The sequence below is a fragment of the Streptomyces sp. NPDC003327 genome (assembly GCF_053589515.1).
Genome location: NZ_JBSFSA010000017.1, coordinates 14358 through 31838 on the forward strand (window position 1 = coordinate 14358; position 17481 = coordinate 31838).

Consider the following 17481-nt stretch of genomic DNA (forward strand, 5'->3'; position numbering starts at 1 on the left):
TCCTAGTACGGGCAGGCGGAGTTGTTCTCGAAGCAGTGGGAGCTCCACTTGTCCGCCCAGCCGCCCTCCCAGTTGACCTTGTAGCCGGCGACGTTGCCCATGGACGTGCCCGTGTAGCCCGCGTTGGCGAAGAACGACACGTTGGTGTCGGGATCGCGGTTCCACGTGGAGGACACGGTGTCGTTGATCCGCGTGCTGGTGCCGTAGTAGGTGCTCGTGCCGTAGTCGGGCTTGCTGTACAGGGTGTCGTACACCATGCCCGTGTTGTTGTTGGTGTTGTAGAGACAGACCTCTCCGCCGTTGGAGCTCTCGCACACGCCGTTGTAACTTCCGGCGGTGGCGTTCCCGACAAAGGCCGTGGAGGTGGCGAAGGCAATTGCGGCTATTGCGGAAACGGTGCGCACTCTCGACATGCGTAACTCCCTCATTCGCCGTGCTCGGGGTGCCTCGGGGAGGCACCGGACGGGAGGACGCTACACCGCGTCGATCTACCGCTCAACCAATTATGGAGGGGCATTATTCGGCCAGTAGTGGCCCGAATTGCAGGTCTGTCGAATTCCGTCGAATTCGTCCCCGCGCGTTATGCGCGGGGACGAATGAGGGCAGGCCGGTCACGCCGGTCCGCCGGTCACGCCGACCGGTACGGTCAGGCGGACACCTTCTCGTCCTCCAGCTGCGACCGGACCTCCTCGCGCAGCTCCGGGGAGTCGGTGTGCCCGTGGACGGAGACGGCGTGCTCGGTGGCGGCCCGTACGACTTCCTCCTCCTCACCGCTGATGGTGAGGGTGCAGTTCATGACGCTCGGCGTCCTGCGGCAGTCGGCGACTTTCCTGGTCATGGCAGCCTCCTCGGGGGCGCGGACTGCGCCGCTCCTCTCAGGCTAGGTCGCCCTTCACACGCCTTCGAGCGGTGGGGACATCTCCGGGGGGACCTCCCAGGGGCGGGTCGTCGACGCCCACAGCAGGAAGGCCAGCGCGGCCAGCGCGCACAGCGTCCACCCCAGGCGCCGCACGGCGCGCACGCGCCGGGCACGGCGGGCGCCGAGGGCCGCGGCCCGGTCGGCGAGGTCGCGCGGCACGGTCGGGTGCGGGGTGTCCAGAAGCCGCCGGACCGCGGCCTCCTTGTCCTCGTGCCGACTCACGCGGCGGCCCCGGTGGCCCCGTCGGCCCCGGCAGCCCCGGCGCCCCGGTCCCGGCCACGGTCCCGGTCCCGGCCCTGGTTCCGGTCCTGGCCATGGTCCCGGCCACGGTCCCGGTTCCGGCTTCGCCGGTGGCCCTCCGCGCGGAGGGCGGCGACCGAGCGGGCGCAGAGCGCGCGGACCCGTTCCTCCGAGACGCCGAGCAGGGCCGCCGTCTGCTCCTCGGCCACGCCCTCGTACAGCCGCAGGGTGACGACGAGACGTTCCTGTGGGCCGAGCGCGGCGAGCACCCCGCCCCGGCCGCCGTGGTGCCGCCACGCGCCGCGCGCGAAGCGGGCGACGAGGTCGCGTCGCACCAGCTCGTACGGATCCTCGCCGCGCAGCCGGTCCCACTGCGCGTACACGTGCGCGAGGGACGCGGTCAGGAGCCCCTGCGCGTACGGGTTCCGGGCCCGGGTCTCGGCGGTGAGGAGGGAGGCGACGTGCAGCAGCCGGCCCGCCGCCCCGGCCGTGAACGCCTCGAACTCCCGGGCGCGGAGGGCCTGTTCGCTCGCTTTGCCGCGCTGCCGCTCTCGCACCTCCTCATCTAGGGGTCGGTGCGGGACCGGGGTCAAGGGGTCGGCGCCTACTCGCTCGCGGAAGCCGTACCCGCGCCCGTACCCGTACCCGTCCCCGCGTCGGGGCCCGCCGGCCCCCCGTGCTGCGCCGTGTGCGCCGACTGGCGCGCCGAGAGCGCCGTGTTGAAGCGGGTGAGCAGGGTGCAGAAGGACTCCCGCTCGTCCTGCGTCCATCCGTCCGTCACCTCGGCCATCAGCCGTCGCCGCGAGGACCGGACCTCCTCCAGGCGGGCCCGTCCGCGCGGGGACAGCTGGAGCACGACCGCGCGCCCGTCCTCCGGGTGCGAGGCGCGCGTGACGAGCCCGGTGTCGACGAGCGGCGCGACCTGCCGGGTGACGGTCGACGAGTCGATGCCCATCCCGGCGGCGAGTGCCTTCACGCCCATCGGCCCCTCCTGGTCGAGCCGGTTGAGGAGGAGGTAGGCCGCGCGGTCCATCGAGTTGCGGAGCTGGCCCGTGCCGCCGAGCCGGGTCTGCTCGGCCCGGCGGGCGAAGACGGCCACCTGGTGCTGGAGGGCATCGAGGAGACCGGGGTCAAGCTCAGTCGTCATGTCCTGAGATGTGGGCATGGCTGGGGGCTCTCTCGTGGGGGGGACGGTCACGTGGTGGGGGACAGAGTACGCGGCCGAATGGGGGTCCGTACCTGCGCCGGCCAAACCCGGTGCGAAGGCCGTCCGGCGGCCGCCCGCCGGGCGGCCACGGGGGCGGTGAGCTGCGAGACTCTGTGTCATGAGCTTCCGTACGCCAGACCCCTTGCACCGGCTGATGCTCGACGACGTGAGGGGCGCGCAGAAGATGCTGTCGGGGGTGGCCCGGGTGACGGCGATGGAGGGCAGCCGCCACCTGTCGTCGCTGGTCGGGGCGCCGGTCCACCTCAAGTGCGAGAACCTCCAGCGGACCGGCTCCTTCAAACTGCGCGGGGCGTACGTGCGGATCGCGGGGCTGCGGCCCGAGCAGCGGGCCGCCGGGGTCGTCGCCGCCTCCGCGGGCAACCACGCGCAGGGCGTCGCGCTCGCCTCTCAGCTGCTCGGGGTGCACGCGACGGTCTTCATGCCGATCGGGGCGCCGCTGCCGAAGGTCGCGGCGACCCGGGAGTACGGGGCGGAGGTGCGGCTCCACGGCCACGTCGTCGACGAGACGCTCGCGGCGGCGGAGGAGTACGCGCGGGAGACCGGCGCCGTCTTCATCCACCCCTTCGACCACCCGGACATCGTGGTCGGACAGGGCACGGTCGGCCTGGAGATCCTGGAGCAGTGCCCGGAGGTCCGGACGATCCTGGTGGGCGTCGGCGGCGGCGGGCTGGCGGCCGGGATCGGCCTCGCGGTGAAGTCGCTCCGCCCGGACGTGCGGGTGATCGGCGTGCAGGCGGAGGGCGCCGCCGCCTACCCGCCCTCGCTGGCCGCCGGGCATCCCGTGGCCGTGGAGTCACCGGCCACGATGGCGGACGGGATCAAGGTGGGGCGCCCGGGCGACATCCCCTTCGGGCTCGTCCAGGAGTACGTCGACGAGGTCCGCACGGTCTCCGAGGACGCCCTGTCATCGGCGCTGCTGCTCTGCCTGGAGCGGGCGAAGCTGGTGGTCGAGCCCGCGGGCGCGAGCCCGGTCGCCGCCCTGCTGAGCGACCCGAAGGCCTTCCGGGGCCCGGTGGTGGCGGTGCTCTCCGGCGGCAACGTCGACCCGCTGCTCCTCCAGCGGATCCTGCGCCACGGCATGGCGGCGGCCGGCCGCTACCTGAGCCTGCGGCTGCGCGTGTCGGACCGGCCGGGGGCGCTCGCGACGCTGCTCGCGGTCCTGACGGTGGTCGACGCGAACGTCCTCGACGTCAGTCACGTACGGACCGACCCGCGGCTCGGGCTCACGGAGGTGGAGGTCGAGCTGCACCTGGAGACGAAGGGACCCGAGCACTGCCGCGAGGTGGCGGAGGCGCTGGGGGAGGCGGGCTACGCGGTGCTCGGCTGACGCGGCGCACGGCTGCCACGACCCCGGGGCGGGGCGATGTGACGGCAGTCACGTATTCGCTGGGCGGGGCGTGCCCGGCGAACCTACTATCGGACGGAAACGCCCGAATCTCCCCGGGAGACCCCACATGCCAGGCGCGATCCATGCCGAGGGTCTGGTGAAGACCTTCGGCGACGTACGAGCACTGGACGGCGTGGACCTCGACGTGCCCGAGGGCACCGTCCTCGGCCTGCTCGGTCCGAACGGCGCGGGTAAGACGACCGCCGTGCGCGTCCTCACGACCCTCCTCAAGCCGGACAGCGGCACGGCCGTCGTCGCCGGAATCGACGTCCTCAAGCACCCCAACGAGGTCCGCCGGTCGATCGGCCTCTCCGGCCAGTTCGCCGCCGTGGACGAGTACCTCACCGGCCGCGAGAACCTCCAGATGGTCGGGCAGCTCTACCAGATGAAGGCGAAGGCGGCGAAGGAGCGGGCCGGCGAGCTGCTCGACCGGTTCGACCTCGCCGACGCCGCCGACCGCCCCGCCAAGACGTACTCCGGCGGCATGCGCCGCCGCCTCGACCTGGCGGCCGCCCTCGTCGTCTCGCCGCCCGTCATGTTCATGGACGAGCCCACCACCGGCCTCGACCCCCGCAACCGACAGGCCCTGTGGGACGTCATCAAGGAACTCGTCGCCGGCGGTACGACCCTGCTCCTCACCACCCAGTACCTGGAGGAGGCCGACCACCTCGCCCACGACATCTGCGTCGTCGACCACGGCCGGGTCATCGCCCGCGGCACCTCCGACCAGCTCAAGGCCCAGACCGGCGGCGAGCGCGTCGAGGTCGTCGTCCACGAGCCGGAGATGATCGCGGGAGCCCGGGAGGTCCTCGCCCGCTACGGTGCGGCGGGCGTGGGCCGCGGCGAGGTCTCCGTCGAGGACCACACCCGCAAGCTGACCGTGCCCGTCACCGGCGGCGCCAAGCTGCTCGCCGAGGTCATCCGCGACCTGGACGCCGTCGGCGTCGAGATCGACGACATCGGCCTGCGCCGCCCCACCCTCGACGACGTGTTCATCTCCCTCACCGGCCACGCCGCCGAGCGGGCGGACGAGCAGAGCGGCGGCGAGCCGGGCGCCCGCGGCGCCCGCCGCGGCGAGCGCCGCGCCGAGGGCCGTGACGAGCACCGCGCGGACCCCCGGAAGGAGACGGCCCCGTGACCACCCTCACCGACACCCGCCGAGCCCCGAAGCCGCGCGGCGGCATCGCCCAGTCGATCGCCGACTCGCTGGTGGTCACCCGGCGCAACCTGATCCGGATGAGCCGCATCCCGGAGATGGTCATCTTCGGGCTGATCCAGCCCGTCATGTTCGTGGTCCTGTTCAGCTACGTCTTCGGCGGCTCGATGAGCGTCGGCGGCACCACCGACCCCCAGGTCTACCGCGAGTTCCTGATGGCCGGCATCTTCGCCCAGACCGTCACCTTCGCCACCGCGGGCGCGGGCGCCGGCATCGCCGACGACATGCACAAGGGCCTCGTCGACCGCTTCCGCTCCCTCCCCATGGCGCGGGGCGCGGTCCTCACCGGCCGCACCCTCGCCGACCTCGTCCAGACCGCGCTGACCGTCGTCGTCCTCGCGATCGTCGGTCTCCTCGTCGGCTGGCGCATCCACGAGGGCGTCCCGAAGGCGCTGGCCGCCTTCGCCCTGCTGCTGCTCCTCGGCTACGCCTTCTCCTGGATCGGCGCCCTCATCGGCCTGTCGGTCCGCACCCCGGAGGCGGCGACCTCGGGCGGCCTGATCTGGCTCTTCCCGGTCACCTTCGTGTCCAACGCGTTCGTCGACCCGAGCATGATGGCCTCCTGGATCCGCCCGATCGCCGAGTGGAACCCCTTCAGCGCGACCGTCCAGGCGGCCCGCGAACTCTTCGGCAACCCGGGCGTCGTCCAGTCCGACGCCTGGCCGATGCAGCATCCGGTGTGGGCGTCCGTCTTCTGGTCGCTGCTGATCATCGCGGTCTTCCGCACCCTCTCCGTACGGAAGTACCGCTCGGCCGCGCTCTGAGGCGGCCATCCCGCTCACCACGCACGACGAAGGGCCGGCCCCCTACCAGGGGACCGGCCCTTCGGGCGTAAGACCGAAGTCAGCCTTGCGGCAGGACGTCAGCCGGTGTACGGCTTGGCGCTCAGGATCTTCACCGTGGCCTTCTTGCCGTTCGGCAGCTCGTACTCGGCGTCCTCACCGGCCTTCTTGCCGTTGACGCCGACGCCGAGCGGCGACTGCGGCGAGTACGTCTCGATGTCACCGCTCGCGTACTCGCGCGAGGCGAGCAGGAACGTCAGCGTGTCGTCCTCGTCGCCGTCGAAGGCGATCGTCACGACCATGCCGGGCTCGACGACGCCGTCGTCCGCCGGGGCCTCGCCGACCTTGGCGTTCTGGAGCAGCTGGGTGAGCTGGCGGACGCGGAGCTCCTGCTTGCCCTGCTCCTCCTTGGCCGCGTGGTACCCGCCGTTCTCGCGCAGGTCGCCCTCCTCGCGCGCAGCGGCGATCTTCGCGGCGATCTCGGTACGCGCGGGACCAGACAGGTACTCAAGCTCGTCCTTGAGCTTGTTGTACGCCTCCTGGGTGAGCCAGGTGACGTTCTCGCTGGTCTGGGTCACAGGTGCTCCTCGTAGGTACTGGGAATACAAAGCATCGCCCTACACGGGACAGCATGCGCCTTCCCGGTGGGCGAAACCACGAGCCTAACAATGAGTGGCGGAAAGCGGGAGGACATCAACCACCGAAATGGCGTCACCCCAGGTCACACGGATGACCCGCCGGGACTCGTCCCACGGTCCCTACCCACCGCTACCGGGCCGTACACCCCACGAGTTCGGCGCTCGTCGCCCGCGCCGTCGTACGCAGCGTGAAGAGGCTGTCGACCCGGCCGGCGGGGTCGTCGATCCGGACGTCCTTGCGGGCCACCTCGGTCCCGTCCTCGGCGCGCGAGCGGAGCGTGCAGACGCCCAGGACGCCCTCGTCCTTACGGATCTCCAGGTGCACCTGCACCTGTGAGTCGCTCACCACGTCGAACTTGATCATCTCGCCGCTGATCTTGCTGGCCACCACGTAGTGCCAGCCGAACCAGCCCATCAGGGCGAGGAAGAGGACGCCGAGCACGGCACCGGTGACCTTCAGCGTGCGGTCGGCCCGCTCGTCCGCGGAGCGGCCGTAGCGCCCCTCGGGCAGCTGCTCACGCACCGCACTCATGATCGATCCTCTCGAAGCCGGGGTCCCGGAATTTTTCGGCCCCCCGATTCCGTCACTATAGAGACCTGCCTTCACGTCGAATCACTGAGGATCGAGTCTTGTCTGAGCAGCTGCGACTGATGGCCGTCCACGCCCACCCCGACGACGAGTCGAGCAAGGGCGCGGCGACCATGGCGAAGTACGTGTCCGAGGGGGTGGACGTCCTGGTGGTGACGTGCACGGGCGGCGAGCGCGGCTCGGTCCTCAACCCCAAGCTCCAGGGCGACCCGTACATCGAGGCGAACATCCACGAGGTGCGCCGCAAGGAGATGGACGAGGCCCGCGAGATCCTCGGCGTCAAGCAGGAGTGGCTGGGCTTCGTCGACTCGGGCCTGCCCGAGGGCGACCCGCTGCCGCCGCTGCCCGAGGGCTGCTTCGCCCTGGAGGACGTGGACCACGCCGCCGGCGAGCTGGTCCGCAAGATCCGCGCGTTCCGTCCGCAGGTCGTCACGACGTACGACGAGAACGGCGGCTACCCGCACCCCGACCACATCATGACCCACAAGATCACGATGGTGGCGTTCGACGGCGCGGCCGACGCAGAGAAGTTCCCCGAGGACGAGTACGGCCCGCTCTGGCAGCCCCTGAAGCTCTACTACAACCAGGGCTTCAACCGCCCCCGCACCGTGGCCCTGCACGAGGCGCTGCTCGCCCGCGGCCTGGAGTCGCCGTACGGGGAGTGGCTGGAGCGCTGGAAGGAGTTCGAGCGCACCGAGCGGACGCTCACCACGTTCGTGCCGTGCGCGGACTTCTTCGAGATCCGCGACAAGGCGCTGATCGCGCACGCCACGCAGATCGACCCCGACGGCGGCTGGTTCCGGGTCCCGATGGAGATCCAGAAGGAGGTCTGGCCGACGGAGGAGTACGAGCTGAGCAAGGCCCTCGTGCCGACGTCCCTCCCCGAGGAAGATCTCTTCGCGGGCATCCGCGACAATGCCTGACATGAGCGCACACCTGGCACTGACCCAGCTTGTCCCCTTCGCCGCCGAAGAGCTGGACAAGAACAAGGTGACCCCCGGCGTCCTCGGCTTCGTCGTCTTCGCCGTGCTGGCCCTCGCGGTCTGGCAGCTGATGAAGTCGATGAACCGCCACATGGGCAAGGTCTCCTTCGAGGAGGCCCCGGACCCGTCGGCCCCCACCACCCCCAAGACCCCGGCGACCCCGCCCACCCAGTAGCCGAGCGCCCCACCCGCCCGTCCCGGCCGCGAGCCCCCCGCCCGCGGCCGGCACGGGCGAGCGGCCTCGCGCGTCGGCGCCCGGGAGCGGAGCGGTGGCGTCGCCCCTGCGGCAGGATGGGCCCATGTCGAACCGACTGGCCCATGAGACCTCTCCCTACCTCCTGCAACACGCCGACAACCCGGTCGACTGGTGGCCCTGGTCGGCCGAGGCGTTCGAGGAGGCCCGCCGCCGCGACGTGCCCGTGCTCCTCAGCGTCGGCTACAGCTCCTGCCACTGGTGCCACGTGATGGCCCACGAGTCCTTCGAGGACGAGGCGACCGCGGCCCTGGTCAACGAGAACTTCGTCGCCGTCAAGGTCGACCGCGAGGAGCGCCCCGACGTCGACGCCGTCTACATGGAGGCCGTCCAGGCCGCCACCGGGCACGGCGGCTGGCCGATGACCGTCTTCCTCACCCCCGACGCGGCCCCCTTCTACTTCGGCACCTACTTCCCGCCGGAACCCCGCCACGGCATGCCGTCCTTCCCCGAGATCCTCGAAGGCGTCCGGGCCGCCTGGGCCGACCGCCGCGGCGAGGTCGCCGAGGTCGCCGACCGGATCGTGAAGGACCTCGCGGGCCGCTCCCTCGCCCACGCCGGCGACGGCGTCCCCGGCGAGGAGGAGCTCGCCGCCGCCCTGCTCGGCCTGACCCGCGAGTACGACGCGGCGCACGGCGGCTTCGGCGGCGCCCCCAAGTTCCCGCCGTCCATGGCGCTGGAGTTCCTGCTGCGCCACCACGCCCGCACGGGCTCCGAGGGCGCCCTCCAGATGGCCGCCGACACCTGCGAGGCGATGGCCCGCGGCGGCATCTACGACCAGCTCGGCGGCGGCTTCGCCCGCTACGCCGTCGACCGCGCCTGGGTCGTCCCCCACTTCGAGAAGATGCTGTACGACAACGCCCTGCTCTGCCGGGTGTACGCGCACCTGTGGCGGGCCACCGGCAGCGACCTGGCCCGCCGGGTCGCCCTGGAGACCGCCGACTTCATGGTCCGGGAACTGCGCACCCCCGAGGGCGGCTTCGCCTCCGCGCTCGACGCCGACAGCGACGACGGCACGGGCAAGCACGTCGAGGGCGCCTACTACGTGTGGACCCCCGCGCAGCTGGCCGAGGTCCTCGGCCCCGAGGACGCCGCCCTCGCCGCCGCCCACTACGGCGTCACCGAGGACGGCACCTTCGAGCACGGCAGCTCCGTGCTCCAGCTGCCCCGGGAGGCGGGCCCGGCCGACGCCGGCCGGATCGCCTCCATCCGGACCCGGCTGCACGCCGCCCGCGAGCGGCGCGAGCGCCCCGGCCGCGACGACAAGATCGTCGCCGCGTGGAACGGCCTCGCGATCGCCGCCCTCGCCGAGACCGGCGCCCTCTTCGACCGCCCCGACCTGGTCGAGCGCGCCACCGAGGCCGCCGACCTGCTCGTACGGCTCCACCTGGAGGAGGGCGCCCGCCTGACCCGGACGTCCAAGGACGGCCGGGCCGGCGCCAACGCGGGCGTCCTGGAGGACTACGCCGACGTCGCCGAGGGCTTCCTCGCCCTCGCCGCCGTCACCGGCGAGGGCGCCTGGCTGGAGTTCGCCGGCCTCCTCCTGGACATCGTCCTCGACCGCTTCACCGCCGAGGGCGGCGCGCTGTACGACACGGCCCACGACGCCGAGGCCCTCATCCGGCGCCCGCAGGACCCCACCGACAACGCCACCCCCTCCGGCTGGACGGCCGCCGCAGGAGCCCTGCTCTCGTACGCCGCCCACACCGGCTCCGAGGCCCACCGCACCGCCGCCGAGGGCGCCCTCGGCGTGGTCAGGGCCCTCGGCCCGCGCGCGCCCCGCTTCATCGGCTGGGGCCTGGCCGTCGCGGAGGCCCTCCTCGACGGGCCCCGCGAGATCGCCGTGGTCGGCGACGCCGCCGACCCGGCCTTCCGGGAGCTGCGCCGCACCGCGCTCCTGGCCACCACCCCCGGAGCGGTGATCGCCGCCGGAGCCCCCGACAGCGAGGAGTTCCCGCTCCTGCGCGACCGGCCCCTGGTGGCCGGGTCACCCGCCGCGTACGTCTGCCGTCACTTCACCTGCGACGCACCCGTCACGGACCCGGCGGCGCTGCGGCAGCGGCTCTGAGGAACGGGCGCGGCCCCGCCACCCCTCCGGAGAGGGGCGACGGGGCCGCGCCGTCGCCGTGCGACGTCGCTCAGCTGTTGCCGGCGCCGTTGCCGGACAGGATCGGGATGTCGCTGAGGATGTGCGAGAGCGGCTCGTCGCCCTTGGCCTGGGTGGAGTTCTCGACGCACTGCTGGTTCTGCGGGGAGGACAGGACGTTGATGTCCTGGACCGCGATCGGGATGAGGCCGACGATCGAACCGGCGTTGACCTTGGCCGGAAGACCGATGCACGGCTTGTTCAGCGAGCCCTGGACGAGCGCGAACTGCGGGCTCATGTGGCCGTAGGTCGCGGAGTTGCCGAACTCCTGGTGCGCGCCGTTGCCGGAGAACGAGGTGGTGCCACCGTCGTCGGCGATCGCGAGCGCCTGCCCGGCCGTCGCACCGACGACCGAAACGGCCACCGCAGCGGTCGCGAGGAGCTTCTTCATGGTTCTGGCCTTTCGGGTACTGGCCCGCTGTGTGCGAGCCGCACTGATCAACTGGTCGGAGGTCCGGAGGTTCCGGGAAGTCCACCGGACGGACTACGGGCAGATGAGCGAAGATCCGGGGGCGGGCCGGTAGGCGGCCGCCGGGACCTCGCCGGGGGCCACGGCGTCAGCGGGCGGCAGCGGCCGGTCCTCGCGCAGCCGCCGGAAGACCTCGGCGGCGCCCTTCTCGTCCCAGCCGACCGTGGCCCCGACGCCGGTGATGTTCGGGTTGAACCCGCGGACGGGGACGGTGGCGAACTCGGTACGGGACGGGGGCAGCCGCCGGAGCCGGCCGGCGAGTTCGAGGAGTTCGGCCGTCGAGATGCCGCGCTCGGCCGGGGCCGTTCCGCGCAGGGTCGAGGCGAGGGCCCCGAGCCGGCCCGGATCGTTCAGGACGCCCTCGGACCGCAGCCGCTGGAAGGTGTTGGCGATGAACTTCTGCTGCTTGCGGATCCTGCCGAAGTCCATCTGCCCGTCCGCGCGCCGGGAGCGCACGTACTGGAGGGCCTCACCGCCCCCGACCCGTGTGGTCCCGGGCGGGAGGTCGATGCCGGTGACGGGGTCCTTCAGCGGTTCCGTCGTACAGACGTCGACGCCGCCGTCGACCTCGTCCACGGTGTCCATGAAGCGCCGGAAGTCGACCTCCAGATAGCGGTGGACGTCGACGCCGGTGATCGCCTCGACCGTCGACACGGTGAAGGCCGAGCCGCCTTCCGCCCAGGCGGCGTTGATCTTGGCGGCGTGGGCGGTGTGCTCGGCTCCGGTCCGCCGGTCCCGGTGCCGGTCGGGGAAGTGGGTCAGCGAGTCGCGGGGCAGGGCCACGACGCTGACCCGGTCGTTCCGCTCCGACACGTGGACGAGCATCATCACGTCGGTGCAGTCGCACTCCTTCCCGCCGAGCAGATACGTCTCCTTCTCCGCCTCGGTCACCCCCTTGCGGCTGTCGATGCCGACCACGAGGAGGTTCAGCCCCCGCTCGGGCGCCGGAAGTTCGGAGGAGGCGGTGAGCGCGAGGGCTCCGGGAGCGAGTGCGGCGAGGGCGGCCAGCGCGGCGGGGGCGAGCAGCAGGCGCCGCGGACGTCTCGGTGTGCTCGGACGCTCCGAGCGCGCGGAATTCATCCCCGCACGCTAATTCGCACGCTCTCGCACACAGGTACGCGACGCGACATGGACAGGCCGAATCACTCTCCTGCGGGGCCTGTGTAATGATGCGGGAATCGCAGCGGAAGGAGCGAGGATGGCGCCGGATCCCGGGAAATGGGAACGGATGGCCTTCATTCCGAAGAGCCGATATGTGGTGGACCCGCAACCCGCCGACCGGACGCCTTTTCCGGTCTATTCCTCGCTGGTGACGCAGTGGGTGCAGGCGGGCCGGGCGGTGCCGGGGATGCCGGACCGTGAGTGGGAGCGCCTGATGGCCGCTCCGGTGTGGCCGCGCTGACATAAGCGACGGAGAACGCGAAAGGGGCCGCCCCGGAGGGCGGCCCCTGACGTGTGGACGTCGCCGTGCGGCGGGAACGTCAGTTGTTGCCGATGCCGTTCCCCGACAGGACCGGGATGTCCTCCAGGATGTGCGACAGCGGCTCGTCGCCCTTGGCCTGGGTGGAGTTCTCGACGCACTGCTGGTTCTGCGGCGACGACAGGACGTTGATGTCCTGGACGGCGATCGGGATGAGGCCCACGATCGAACCGGCGTTGACCTTGGCCGGAAGACCGACGCACGGCTTGTTCAGGGAGCCCTGGACGAGCGCGAACTGCGGGCTCATGTGACCGTACGTGGCGGAGTTGCCGTACTTCTGGTGAGCGTGGTTGCCGCTGAACGAGGTGGTGCCGCCGTCGTTGGCGATGGCGAGTGCCGGGGTGGCAGCCGCGGCGGAGGCGCCGACGATGGAGACGGCTGCGGCCGCGGTGGCCATGACCTTCTTGATCACGGTAGTTCCCTTCTAGAACCGGCTCCGTGCAGGGAGCCCCCTGATCAACTGGTCCCGGAGCGCGGGGTTCCGGCGTGTCACCCGCTCGGGGGAGCGCACGGGACGGCGCACGTCGCGGCCCCCAGTCGATCGAGTGAAGGCCCGGAACCTAACCCCACGGCGGGAGTTGAGCCGGTCGCATCAATCAGGTCGATTGGTGGGAACAGGAACGGATTCACCGTGATCAAGAAGATTATGGCGGCTGCGGCTGTCACCGCCACGGCCGTCGGCGTCTCCGCCGCGGCGGCTGCCCCCGCCCTCGCCATCGCCGACGACGGCGGCACCACCTCGCTCAGCGGCAACCACGCCCACCAGTCCTTCGGCAACTCCACGACCGCGGGCCACATGAGCCCGCAGTTCTCGGCCGTCCAGGGCTCGCTGAACAAGCTGTGCCTGGGCGTCCCGGTGAAGGGCAACGTCGGTTCGGTCGTCGGTGTCCTCGTTCCGGTCGCGGTCCAGGACATCAACGTCCTGTCCTCCCCGCAGAACCAGCAGTGCGCCGAGAACTCCACCCAGGCCAAGGGCGACGAGCCGCTGTCGCACCTCGTCGAGGACATCCCGGTCCTCTCGGGCAACGGCATCGGCAACAGCTGATCCGCACGTTCTGCCGCAGGGCCGGAGGGAATTGACCCCTCCGGCCCTGTGTCGTGCGGGCAATGGGGTGAAAGTCGCGCGGCGGTCGGATCCCCGGTTTCCTTCCCGGTGCATGTTCGTTGTGTCTGTATGCAGCGGAGGCCGATCTTCCGCCGCGGAAAGGATTCAGACGAAATGAAGTGCAAGAAGGCCGCGGCCGTCGTCGCCGGAATCATCATGGCCATGGGTGTCGCGACGCCCGCCTTCGCGGACGCGGACGCGCACGGCGCGGCCATCGGTTCGCCGGGCGTCCTGTCCGGCAACGTGGTCCAGATCCCGATCCACGTGCCGATCAACATCTGCGGCAACAGCGTGAACGTCATCGGCGCCCTCAACCCGGCCGCCGGGAACCTCTGCATCAACGCCTGACGCCCTCCGGCGGTACGCCGGCACACGGTCCGGCCCCGGGAAGCGCACGCTTCCCGGGGCCGGACCTTTGCCGTGCGCGCCGCACCACGCCGAGGGCCGCGCAGGTCCATGCGAGCGCCGCCTCGTCCGCCACCCGCACCAGCTGCTCCCAGCGAGCGTGCCGCGCCGAGGGTGCCGTGATGAAAGGGGCCTGTCCTTCGTCTCGGTGCCCCAACCGGGCGATCAAATCCTCTAATGGACTACGGATCAGAGGGATGCCGCGTTCACGGTCGGCTTATTAGGAATACTTTCGGAAGATCGGATTGACGGAGCATCAAAAGGCGACGGCGCGGAGGAAAGCCATGGAAGCTGCACGACGGAGAAGACCGAGAAAGTGGCTGGGGGTGTTCACCGCCGGGCTCCTCGCCTCCGGCTCGGTCGTGCTCGCGTCCCCCGCGCACGCCGCCGAACCGGTCACGACCAAGGACCCCGCCCCCACCCGCCCGAGCGCCATGGGCGCCTTCCTCGAATCGGGTGCCCTCGGGGTCACCCGGATCGGCCAGCTCGAACGCTGGCTCGGCGGCCGCGAGCTCCGCGTCGGCCACACGTACCTTCCCGGCGACCTCTGGTCGAACATCGAGGGCCCGCCCGGCTTCCTCGACGCCTGGGCGGACTGGCGCAACGAGCAGGCCGACCGGATCTTCGTCCTCAACGTCCCCATGCTGGAGCGGAACGAGGCCGGCGTCTCCGACTACGAGGTCCGCCGCCAGCTCCAGCTCGGCGCGGCCGGCTACTTCGACCACCACTTCCGCACCCTCGCCGAACGCCTGGTCGAGCTGGGCGCCACCGACACCGTGCTCGTGCTCGGCTGGGAGATGAACGGCACCACCTACACCCACAGGTGCGCGCCCGACCCGGCCGCCTGGAAGAAGTACTGGAACCGGATCGTCACCGCGATGCGGTCCGTGCCCGGCCAGGAGTTCCGCTTCGACTTCAACCCCAGCCGGGGCCGGGACGCCATTCCGTGGACGGAGTGCTATCCGGGCGACGACGTCGTCGACATCATCGGCATGGACTCGTACGACCAGCCGCCGGGCGCGAGTTTCGAGCAGCACGTCAACGAGCCGTACGGGCTCCGCCATCAGGTCGAATTCGCGGCGGCGCACGGAAAGCAGATCTCCTATCCGGAATGGGGGCTCTTCCGGAACGGGGACAACGCCGTCTACATGCGGCGCATGCTCGAATGGATCAAGGAGCACAAACCGCTGTACCACACGATCACTGATTACTGTCCGCACGGCGTCTGGCAGTGCGACGACAATCCGCGGTCGTCGGCGGTCTTCCGCGAGATGCTCTACGGCCAGGAGCCGACGGTCCCGACGGATCCGGTGGACCCGACGGACCCGACCGATCCGACGCTGCCCGAGCCGAAGCCTGAGCCCAAGCCGGAGCCGAAGCCGGAACCGAAGCCGGAACCGAAGCCGGAGCCGAAGCCTGAGCCCAAGCCGGAACCGAAGCCCGAGCCCAAGCCGGAACCGAAGCCCGAGCCGAAGCCGGAACCGAAGCCCGAGCCGAAGCCCGAGCCGAAGCCGGAACCGAAGCCCGAGCCGAAGCCGGAGCCCAAGCCGGAACCGAAGCCCGAGCCCAAGCCCGAGCCGAAGCCGGAACCGAAGCCCGAGCCCAAGCCGGAGCCCAAGCCGGAACCGAAGCCCGAGCCCAAGCCCGAGGCCGACTGTTGGACCGTCAACCTCGGGTCCTGGGTGGAGAGCTGGCTCGGCGGGTCCGTCTGCGTACCCAAGGAGAGCTGGAAGGACGAGGTCGACCTCGACTGGAAGGGCGCCCTCCAGGGGGTCTGGCCCTTCTGACGGGACGTGCGGCGGCGGACCCCGGGTCCGCCGCCGTTCACCCCCGGGGGCGGACCGGCAGCCGGTCCAGGGCGCGGCCCACCCAGGCCCGCTCCCGCGCCTGACGGGCCGCCCAGCGGCGCGCGTCGGCTGCCCCGGCGCGCAGCCAGAGCAGCGGGGCCGCACCCCGCCCGGCGAGGAGGAGCCGGTGGTTGCGGACGGGCTCGGGCCGCCAGTGGTGCTTGTACGGCTCGCTTCCCCGCAGCATGCTGAGCGTCGCCCGCCCGCCCCCGCTGGTCTCCCGCGCCCCGTGCCGCAGCAGCATCGCGGCCACGTCCACCTTGCGGGCGCGCAGCTCCGGATCCGCGCCGTACAGGTACCCGCCCGCGAGGCGCGGGGACATCAGGGTCAGGTCGGCGGCCACCACGTCCCCGCCGAGCCGGAACTCGGTCACCATCGCGTCGCCGCGCTCCACCATGGGCCGCACCGCCCGCGCCAGGTGCTGGGCGAACCGCTCGCTCGTGTGCTCGGCGGTCACCCCGCGGCCCTGCCACTGGAGCCGGTGCAGCCTCAGCAGCCGGTCGAGGGCCGCCGGCACGTCCGGGGCGGGGACGACGTGCGAGTCGATGCCGAGGGCGTCGACCTTCCGCAGCTTGGCGCGGACCCGCTGCGCCTTCCCCGAGGGGATGCGGGCGAGGAGCCCCTCCATGGGGACGGCGGGCAGTTCGAGGCAGAGCGAGTCGGGCAACCGCCGCCGCGGGCCCCGCCAGTGGGCGAGGACCCGCTCCGCGGCCGCGCCCGGCCGCACCTCCCGCAGGTCGATCACGGCGCCCCGCGCGGCCCGCGCCAGCGCCCCGGCGAGCGCCGCGGCCGCCTCCGGGCGGGCGTCGTCGACGAGCACGTCCGTGAAGTCGGTGATGGCCCCGCCGAGTGGGGTGAGCACGGGCAGCGGCCCCCGCGCCCGCATCAGGGGCGCGGCGGCGACGAGTGTGCCGTCCCCGGCCCGTACGAGCACCACCCGCAGCGCACCGGGACGGCCGTACGAGAGCCACCAGGAGTGCAGCCAGGAGTGGGACTGGAACGGGGTGGCGGAGGAGCAGCGCCCGTACAGCGCCGTCCACTCGGCCGCCAGCCGCCCGAAACCCTCCTCGTCACGGCAGATCTCGGTCCGCAGCGCGCTCGCGGTCACACCGCCTCCGGTTCCGGCTGGTGGGCGGAGGCCGCCGGGGCGGGCACGGACGCGGCCGAGGCGCCGGACGCCTGCCGGGAGTGGCGGGCCTCCCCGCGCGCGCCCGCCCGCTTCGGCCGGACCAGCAGGGCCAGCCCGCCGAGCAGGCCGCCCGCGCAGGCGCCGACCAGGGCGGACAGCGGTGCCGACGGCGAGACCGGGTCGACCGGCTTGGTGGCGCGGGAGAACTGCACGACCTTCACGCCCGTGCTGCCCGCGACGTGCGAGCTGTTGAGGACGAGCGCGCGGGCCACGCCGTCGGCCATGGACACCGCCTGCGCGGGCTTCTCCGCCCGCGCGGTGATCGAGATCATCGGCGCGTCGGGTGAGGTCTCGGCCTGCACGTTCTTCCGGAGCGTGGCGGCGCTGACGCCCGCCCACACCTGGGCGTCCCCGGTCACCGCGATGTCGGTGGCGACCCGCCCGTACGCCTGGGCGAAGCCGAGCGCCGCCGACGGGTCGGACTTCTCGCCCGGTACGACGATGACGTAGCTGGTCGCCGCGTACTCCGGGGTCGCGAGCGCACCGTAGCCGCCACCGAGGACGGCCCCGGCCAGGACGGCGGCGGGAAGCACCGCCCAGCGGCCGGGCGGACGCCTCAGTCCGGCGGGCAGGAGGGTACGGGGTGGGGTGGTGTTCATCGTGCG

At 72.0% G+C, this 17481-nt stretch carries 22 protein-coding genes; 10 read left to right on the forward strand and 12 right to left on the reverse strand.

All coding sequences use genetic code 11. From position 1 onward, the window contains the following. Positions 1-2 precede the first annotated feature (2 nt). The 5 genes from ACWDVG_RS16310 to ACWDVG_RS16330 all read right to left on the reverse strand — a co-directional run bounded on the left by ACWDVG_RS16310 (position 3) and on the right by ACWDVG_RS16330 (position 2324). Positions 3-413: a peptidase inhibitor family I36 protein gene (locus tag ACWDVG_RS16310; RefSeq protein WP_451699843.1), complete on the reverse strand. Its 411-nt coding sequence runs from the start codon at positions 411-413 to the stop codon at positions 3-5. Between the two features lie 233 nt (positions 414-646). Then, positions 647-838, reverse strand: a complete 192-nt coding sequence (locus tag ACWDVG_RS16315; protein ID WP_451699844.1) for a DUF1059 domain-containing protein — start codon at positions 836-838, stop codon at positions 647-649. A 54-nt stretch (positions 839-892) separates the two neighbouring features. Next, positions 893-1141: a hypothetical protein gene (locus ACWDVG_RS16320; RefSeq protein ID WP_451699845.1), complete on the reverse strand. Its 249-nt coding sequence runs from the start codon at positions 1139-1141 to the stop codon at positions 893-895. Then, positions 1138-1716 (reverse strand): sigma factor-like helix-turn-helix DNA-binding protein, encoded by a 579-nt coding sequence (locus ACWDVG_RS16325; protein WP_451699846.1) that lies wholly within the window; start codon positions 1714-1716, stop codon positions 1138-1140. The genes ACWDVG_RS16320 and ACWDVG_RS16325 overlap by 4 nt, the downstream gene beginning before the upstream one ends. Positions 1717-1763: 47 nt before the next feature. Next, positions 1764-2324, reverse strand: coding sequence for a MarR family winged helix-turn-helix transcriptional regulator (locus ACWDVG_RS16330; protein ID WP_451699847.1), 561 nt, complete (start codon positions 2322-2324; stop codon positions 1764-1766). Positions 2325-2484: 160 nt separating this feature from the next. Here ACWDVG_RS16330 and ilvA point away from each other — a divergent pair, with 160 nt between their 5' ends. From ilvA to ACWDVG_RS16345, 3 genes are all read left to right on the forward strand, one after another. Then, complete coding sequence (ilvA, locus tag ACWDVG_RS16335; protein ID WP_451699848.1) at positions 2485-3714, forward strand: threonine ammonia-lyase; 1230 nt, start codon at positions 2485-2487, stop codon at positions 3712-3714. A gap of 127 nt (positions 3715-3841) precedes the next feature. Next, entirely contained in the window at positions 3842-4912 is a 1071-nt protein-coding gene (locus tag ACWDVG_RS16340) for an ATP-binding cassette domain-containing protein (RefSeq protein WP_451699849.1), read from the forward strand. Then, entirely contained in the window at positions 4909-5754 is an 846-nt protein-coding gene (locus ACWDVG_RS16345) for an ABC transporter permease (protein WP_451699850.1), read from the forward strand. The genes ACWDVG_RS16340 and ACWDVG_RS16345 overlap by 4 nt, the downstream gene beginning before the upstream one ends. Before the next feature lie 98 nt (positions 5755-5852). Here ACWDVG_RS16345 and greA read toward each other — a convergent pair whose 3' ends face one another. Together greA and ACWDVG_RS16355 are read right to left on the reverse strand one after the other, a co-directional pair. Continuing rightward, entirely contained in the window at positions 5853-6350 is a 498-nt protein-coding gene (gene greA / locus ACWDVG_RS16350) for a transcription elongation factor GreA (RefSeq protein ID WP_451699851.1), read from the reverse strand. A 190-nt stretch (positions 6351-6540) separates the two neighbouring features. Further along, a complete protein-coding gene (locus tag ACWDVG_RS16355; RefSeq protein ID WP_451699852.1) occupies positions 6541-6942 on the reverse strand; it encodes a DUF4307 domain-containing protein in 402 nt (133 codons plus the stop codon). A 98-nt stretch (positions 6943-7040) separates the two neighbouring features. On the opposite strand from ACWDVG_RS16355, the gene mca reads away from it, so the two are divergent. The 3 genes from mca (at position 7041) to ACWDVG_RS16370 (ending at position 10303) form a co-directional block, all read left to right on the forward strand. Next, the gene (gene mca / locus ACWDVG_RS16360) at positions 7041-7922 is read left to right on the forward strand and encodes a mycothiol conjugate amidase Mca (RefSeq protein ID WP_451699853.1); all 882 of its coding nucleotides are present in this window, start codon (positions 7041-7043) and stop codon (positions 7920-7922) included. Continuing rightward, positions 7915-8157 carry a hypothetical protein gene (locus tag ACWDVG_RS16365; RefSeq protein ID WP_451699854.1) on the forward strand — a complete coding sequence of 81 codons (243 nt, stop codon included), beginning with the start codon at positions 7915-7917 and terminating at the stop codon, positions 8155-8157. Before mca ends, ACWDVG_RS16365 begins: the two co-directional genes overlap by 8 nt. Before the next feature lie 124 nt (positions 8158-8281). Then, positions 8282-10303: a thioredoxin domain-containing protein gene (locus tag ACWDVG_RS16370; protein WP_451699855.1), complete on the forward strand. Its 2022-nt coding sequence runs from the start codon at positions 8282-8284 to the stop codon at positions 10301-10303. A gap of 70 nt (positions 10304-10373) precedes the next feature. Here the strand turns inward: ACWDVG_RS16370 and ACWDVG_RS16375 are convergent, their stop codons facing one another. Both ACWDVG_RS16375 and ACWDVG_RS16380 read right to left on the reverse strand, forming a co-directional pair. Then, on the reverse strand, positions 10374-10772 hold the full coding sequence (locus ACWDVG_RS16375) for a rodlin (RefSeq protein WP_451699856.1): 399 nt from the start codon (positions 10770-10772) through the stop codon (positions 10374-10376). Between the two features lie 93 nt (positions 10773-10865). Next, positions 10866-11930 carry an LCP family protein gene (locus ACWDVG_RS16380; RefSeq protein WP_451699858.1) on the reverse strand — a complete coding sequence of 355 codons (1065 nt, stop codon included), beginning with the start codon at positions 11928-11930 and terminating at the stop codon, positions 10866-10868. A 118-nt stretch (positions 11931-12048) separates the two neighbouring features. Between ACWDVG_RS16380 and ACWDVG_RS16385 the strand changes: the two genes are divergently transcribed. Further along, on the forward strand, positions 12049-12252 hold the full coding sequence (locus ACWDVG_RS16385; RefSeq protein ID WP_451699859.1) for a hypothetical protein: 204 nt from the start codon (positions 12049-12051) through the stop codon (positions 12250-12252). A 79-nt stretch (positions 12253-12331) separates the two neighbouring features. On the opposite strand, the gene ACWDVG_RS16390 is transcribed toward ACWDVG_RS16385, so the two are convergent. Next, positions 12332-12742 carry a rodlin gene (locus ACWDVG_RS16390; protein WP_451699860.1) on the reverse strand — a complete coding sequence of 137 codons (411 nt, stop codon included), beginning with the start codon at positions 12740-12742 and terminating at the stop codon, positions 12332-12334. Between the two features lie 219 nt (positions 12743-12961). On the opposite strand from ACWDVG_RS16390, the gene ACWDVG_RS16395 reads away from it, so the two are divergent. From ACWDVG_RS16395 to ACWDVG_RS16405, 3 genes are all read left to right on the forward strand, one after another. After that, positions 12962-13375: a rodlin gene (locus ACWDVG_RS16395; RefSeq protein WP_451699862.1), complete on the forward strand. Its 414-nt coding sequence runs from the start codon at positions 12962-12964 to the stop codon at positions 13373-13375. Between the two features lie 174 nt (positions 13376-13549). Then, positions 13550-13783 carry a chaplin gene (locus tag ACWDVG_RS16400; protein WP_451699863.1) on the forward strand — a complete coding sequence of 78 codons (234 nt, stop codon included), beginning with the start codon at positions 13550-13552 and terminating at the stop codon, positions 13781-13783. 341 nt (positions 13784-14124) lie between these two features. Beyond that, positions 14125-15627 carry a glycoside hydrolase family 26 protein gene (locus ACWDVG_RS16405; protein WP_451699864.1) on the forward strand — a complete coding sequence of 501 codons (1503 nt, stop codon included), beginning with the start codon at positions 14125-14127 and terminating at the stop codon, positions 15625-15627. 37 nt (positions 15628-15664) lie between these two features. Here ACWDVG_RS16405 and ACWDVG_RS16410 read toward each other — a convergent pair whose 3' ends face one another. Together ACWDVG_RS16410 and ACWDVG_RS16415 are read right to left on the reverse strand one after the other, a co-directional pair. Further along, positions 15665-16795 carry a GNAT family N-acetyltransferase gene (locus tag ACWDVG_RS16410; RefSeq protein ID WP_451699865.1) on the reverse strand — a complete coding sequence of 377 codons (1131 nt, stop codon included), beginning with the start codon at positions 16793-16795 and terminating at the stop codon, positions 15665-15667. Next, positions 16792-17475: a lipopolysaccharide biosynthesis protein gene (locus ACWDVG_RS16415; protein WP_451699867.1), complete on the reverse strand. Its 684-nt coding sequence runs from the start codon at positions 17473-17475 to the stop codon at positions 16792-16794. Before ACWDVG_RS16415 ends, ACWDVG_RS16410 begins: the two co-directional genes overlap by 4 nt. Positions 17476-17481 lie beyond the last annotated feature (6 nt).

Bases quoted from the DNA above. Each gene is read 5' to 3' on its own strand.
- ACWDVG_RS16310 (WP_451699843.1), bottom strand. From the start codon at position 413: ATGTCGAGAGTGCGCACCGTTTCCGCAATAGCCGCAATTGCCTTCGCC.
- ACWDVG_RS16315 (WP_451699844.1), bottom strand. From the start codon at position 838: ATGACCAGGAAAGTCGCCGACTGCCGCAGGACGCCGAGCGTCATGAAC.
- ACWDVG_RS16330 (WP_451699847.1), bottom strand. From the start codon at position 2,324: ATGCCCACATCTCAGGACATGACGACTGAGCTTGACCCCGGTCTCCTC.
- ilvA (WP_451699848.1), top strand. From the start codon at position 2,485: ATGAGCTTCCGTACGCCAGACCCCTTGCACCGGCTGATGCTCGACGAC.
- ACWDVG_RS16340 (WP_451699849.1), top strand. From the start codon at position 3,842: ATGCCAGGCGCGATCCATGCCGAGGGTCTGGTGAAGACCTTCGGCGAC.
- ACWDVG_RS16355 (WP_451699852.1), bottom strand. From the start codon at position 6,942: ATGAGTGCGGTGCGTGAGCAGCTGCCCGAGGGGCGCTACGGCCGCTCC.
- ACWDVG_RS16365 (WP_451699854.1), top strand. From the start codon at position 7,915: ATGCCTGACATGAGCGCACACCTGGCACTGACCCAGCTTGTCCCCTTC.
- ACWDVG_RS16370 (WP_451699855.1), top strand. From the start codon at position 8,282: ATGTCGAACCGACTGGCCCATGAGACCTCTCCCTACCTCCTGCAACAC.
- ACWDVG_RS16375 (WP_451699856.1), bottom strand. From the start codon at position 10,772: ATGAAGAAGCTCCTCGCGACCGCTGCGGTGGCCGTTTCGGTCGTCGGT.
- ACWDVG_RS16380 (WP_451699858.1), bottom strand. From the start codon at position 11,930: ATGAATTCCGCGCGCTCGGAGCGTCCGAGCACACCGAGACGTCCGCGG.
- ACWDVG_RS16385 (WP_451699859.1), top strand. From the start codon at position 12,049: ATGGCGCCGGATCCCGGGAAATGGGAACGGATGGCCTTCATTCCGAAG.
- ACWDVG_RS16400 (WP_451699863.1), top strand. From the start codon at position 13,550: ATGAAGTGCAAGAAGGCCGCGGCCGTCGTCGCCGGAATCATCATGGCC.
- ACWDVG_RS16405 (WP_451699864.1), top strand. From the start codon at position 14,125: ATGGAAGCTGCACGACGGAGAAGACCGAGAAAGTGGCTGGGGGTGTTC.
- ACWDVG_RS16415 (WP_451699867.1), bottom strand. From the start codon at position 17,475: ATGAACACCACCCCACCCCGTACCCTCCTGCCCGCCGGACTGAGGCGT.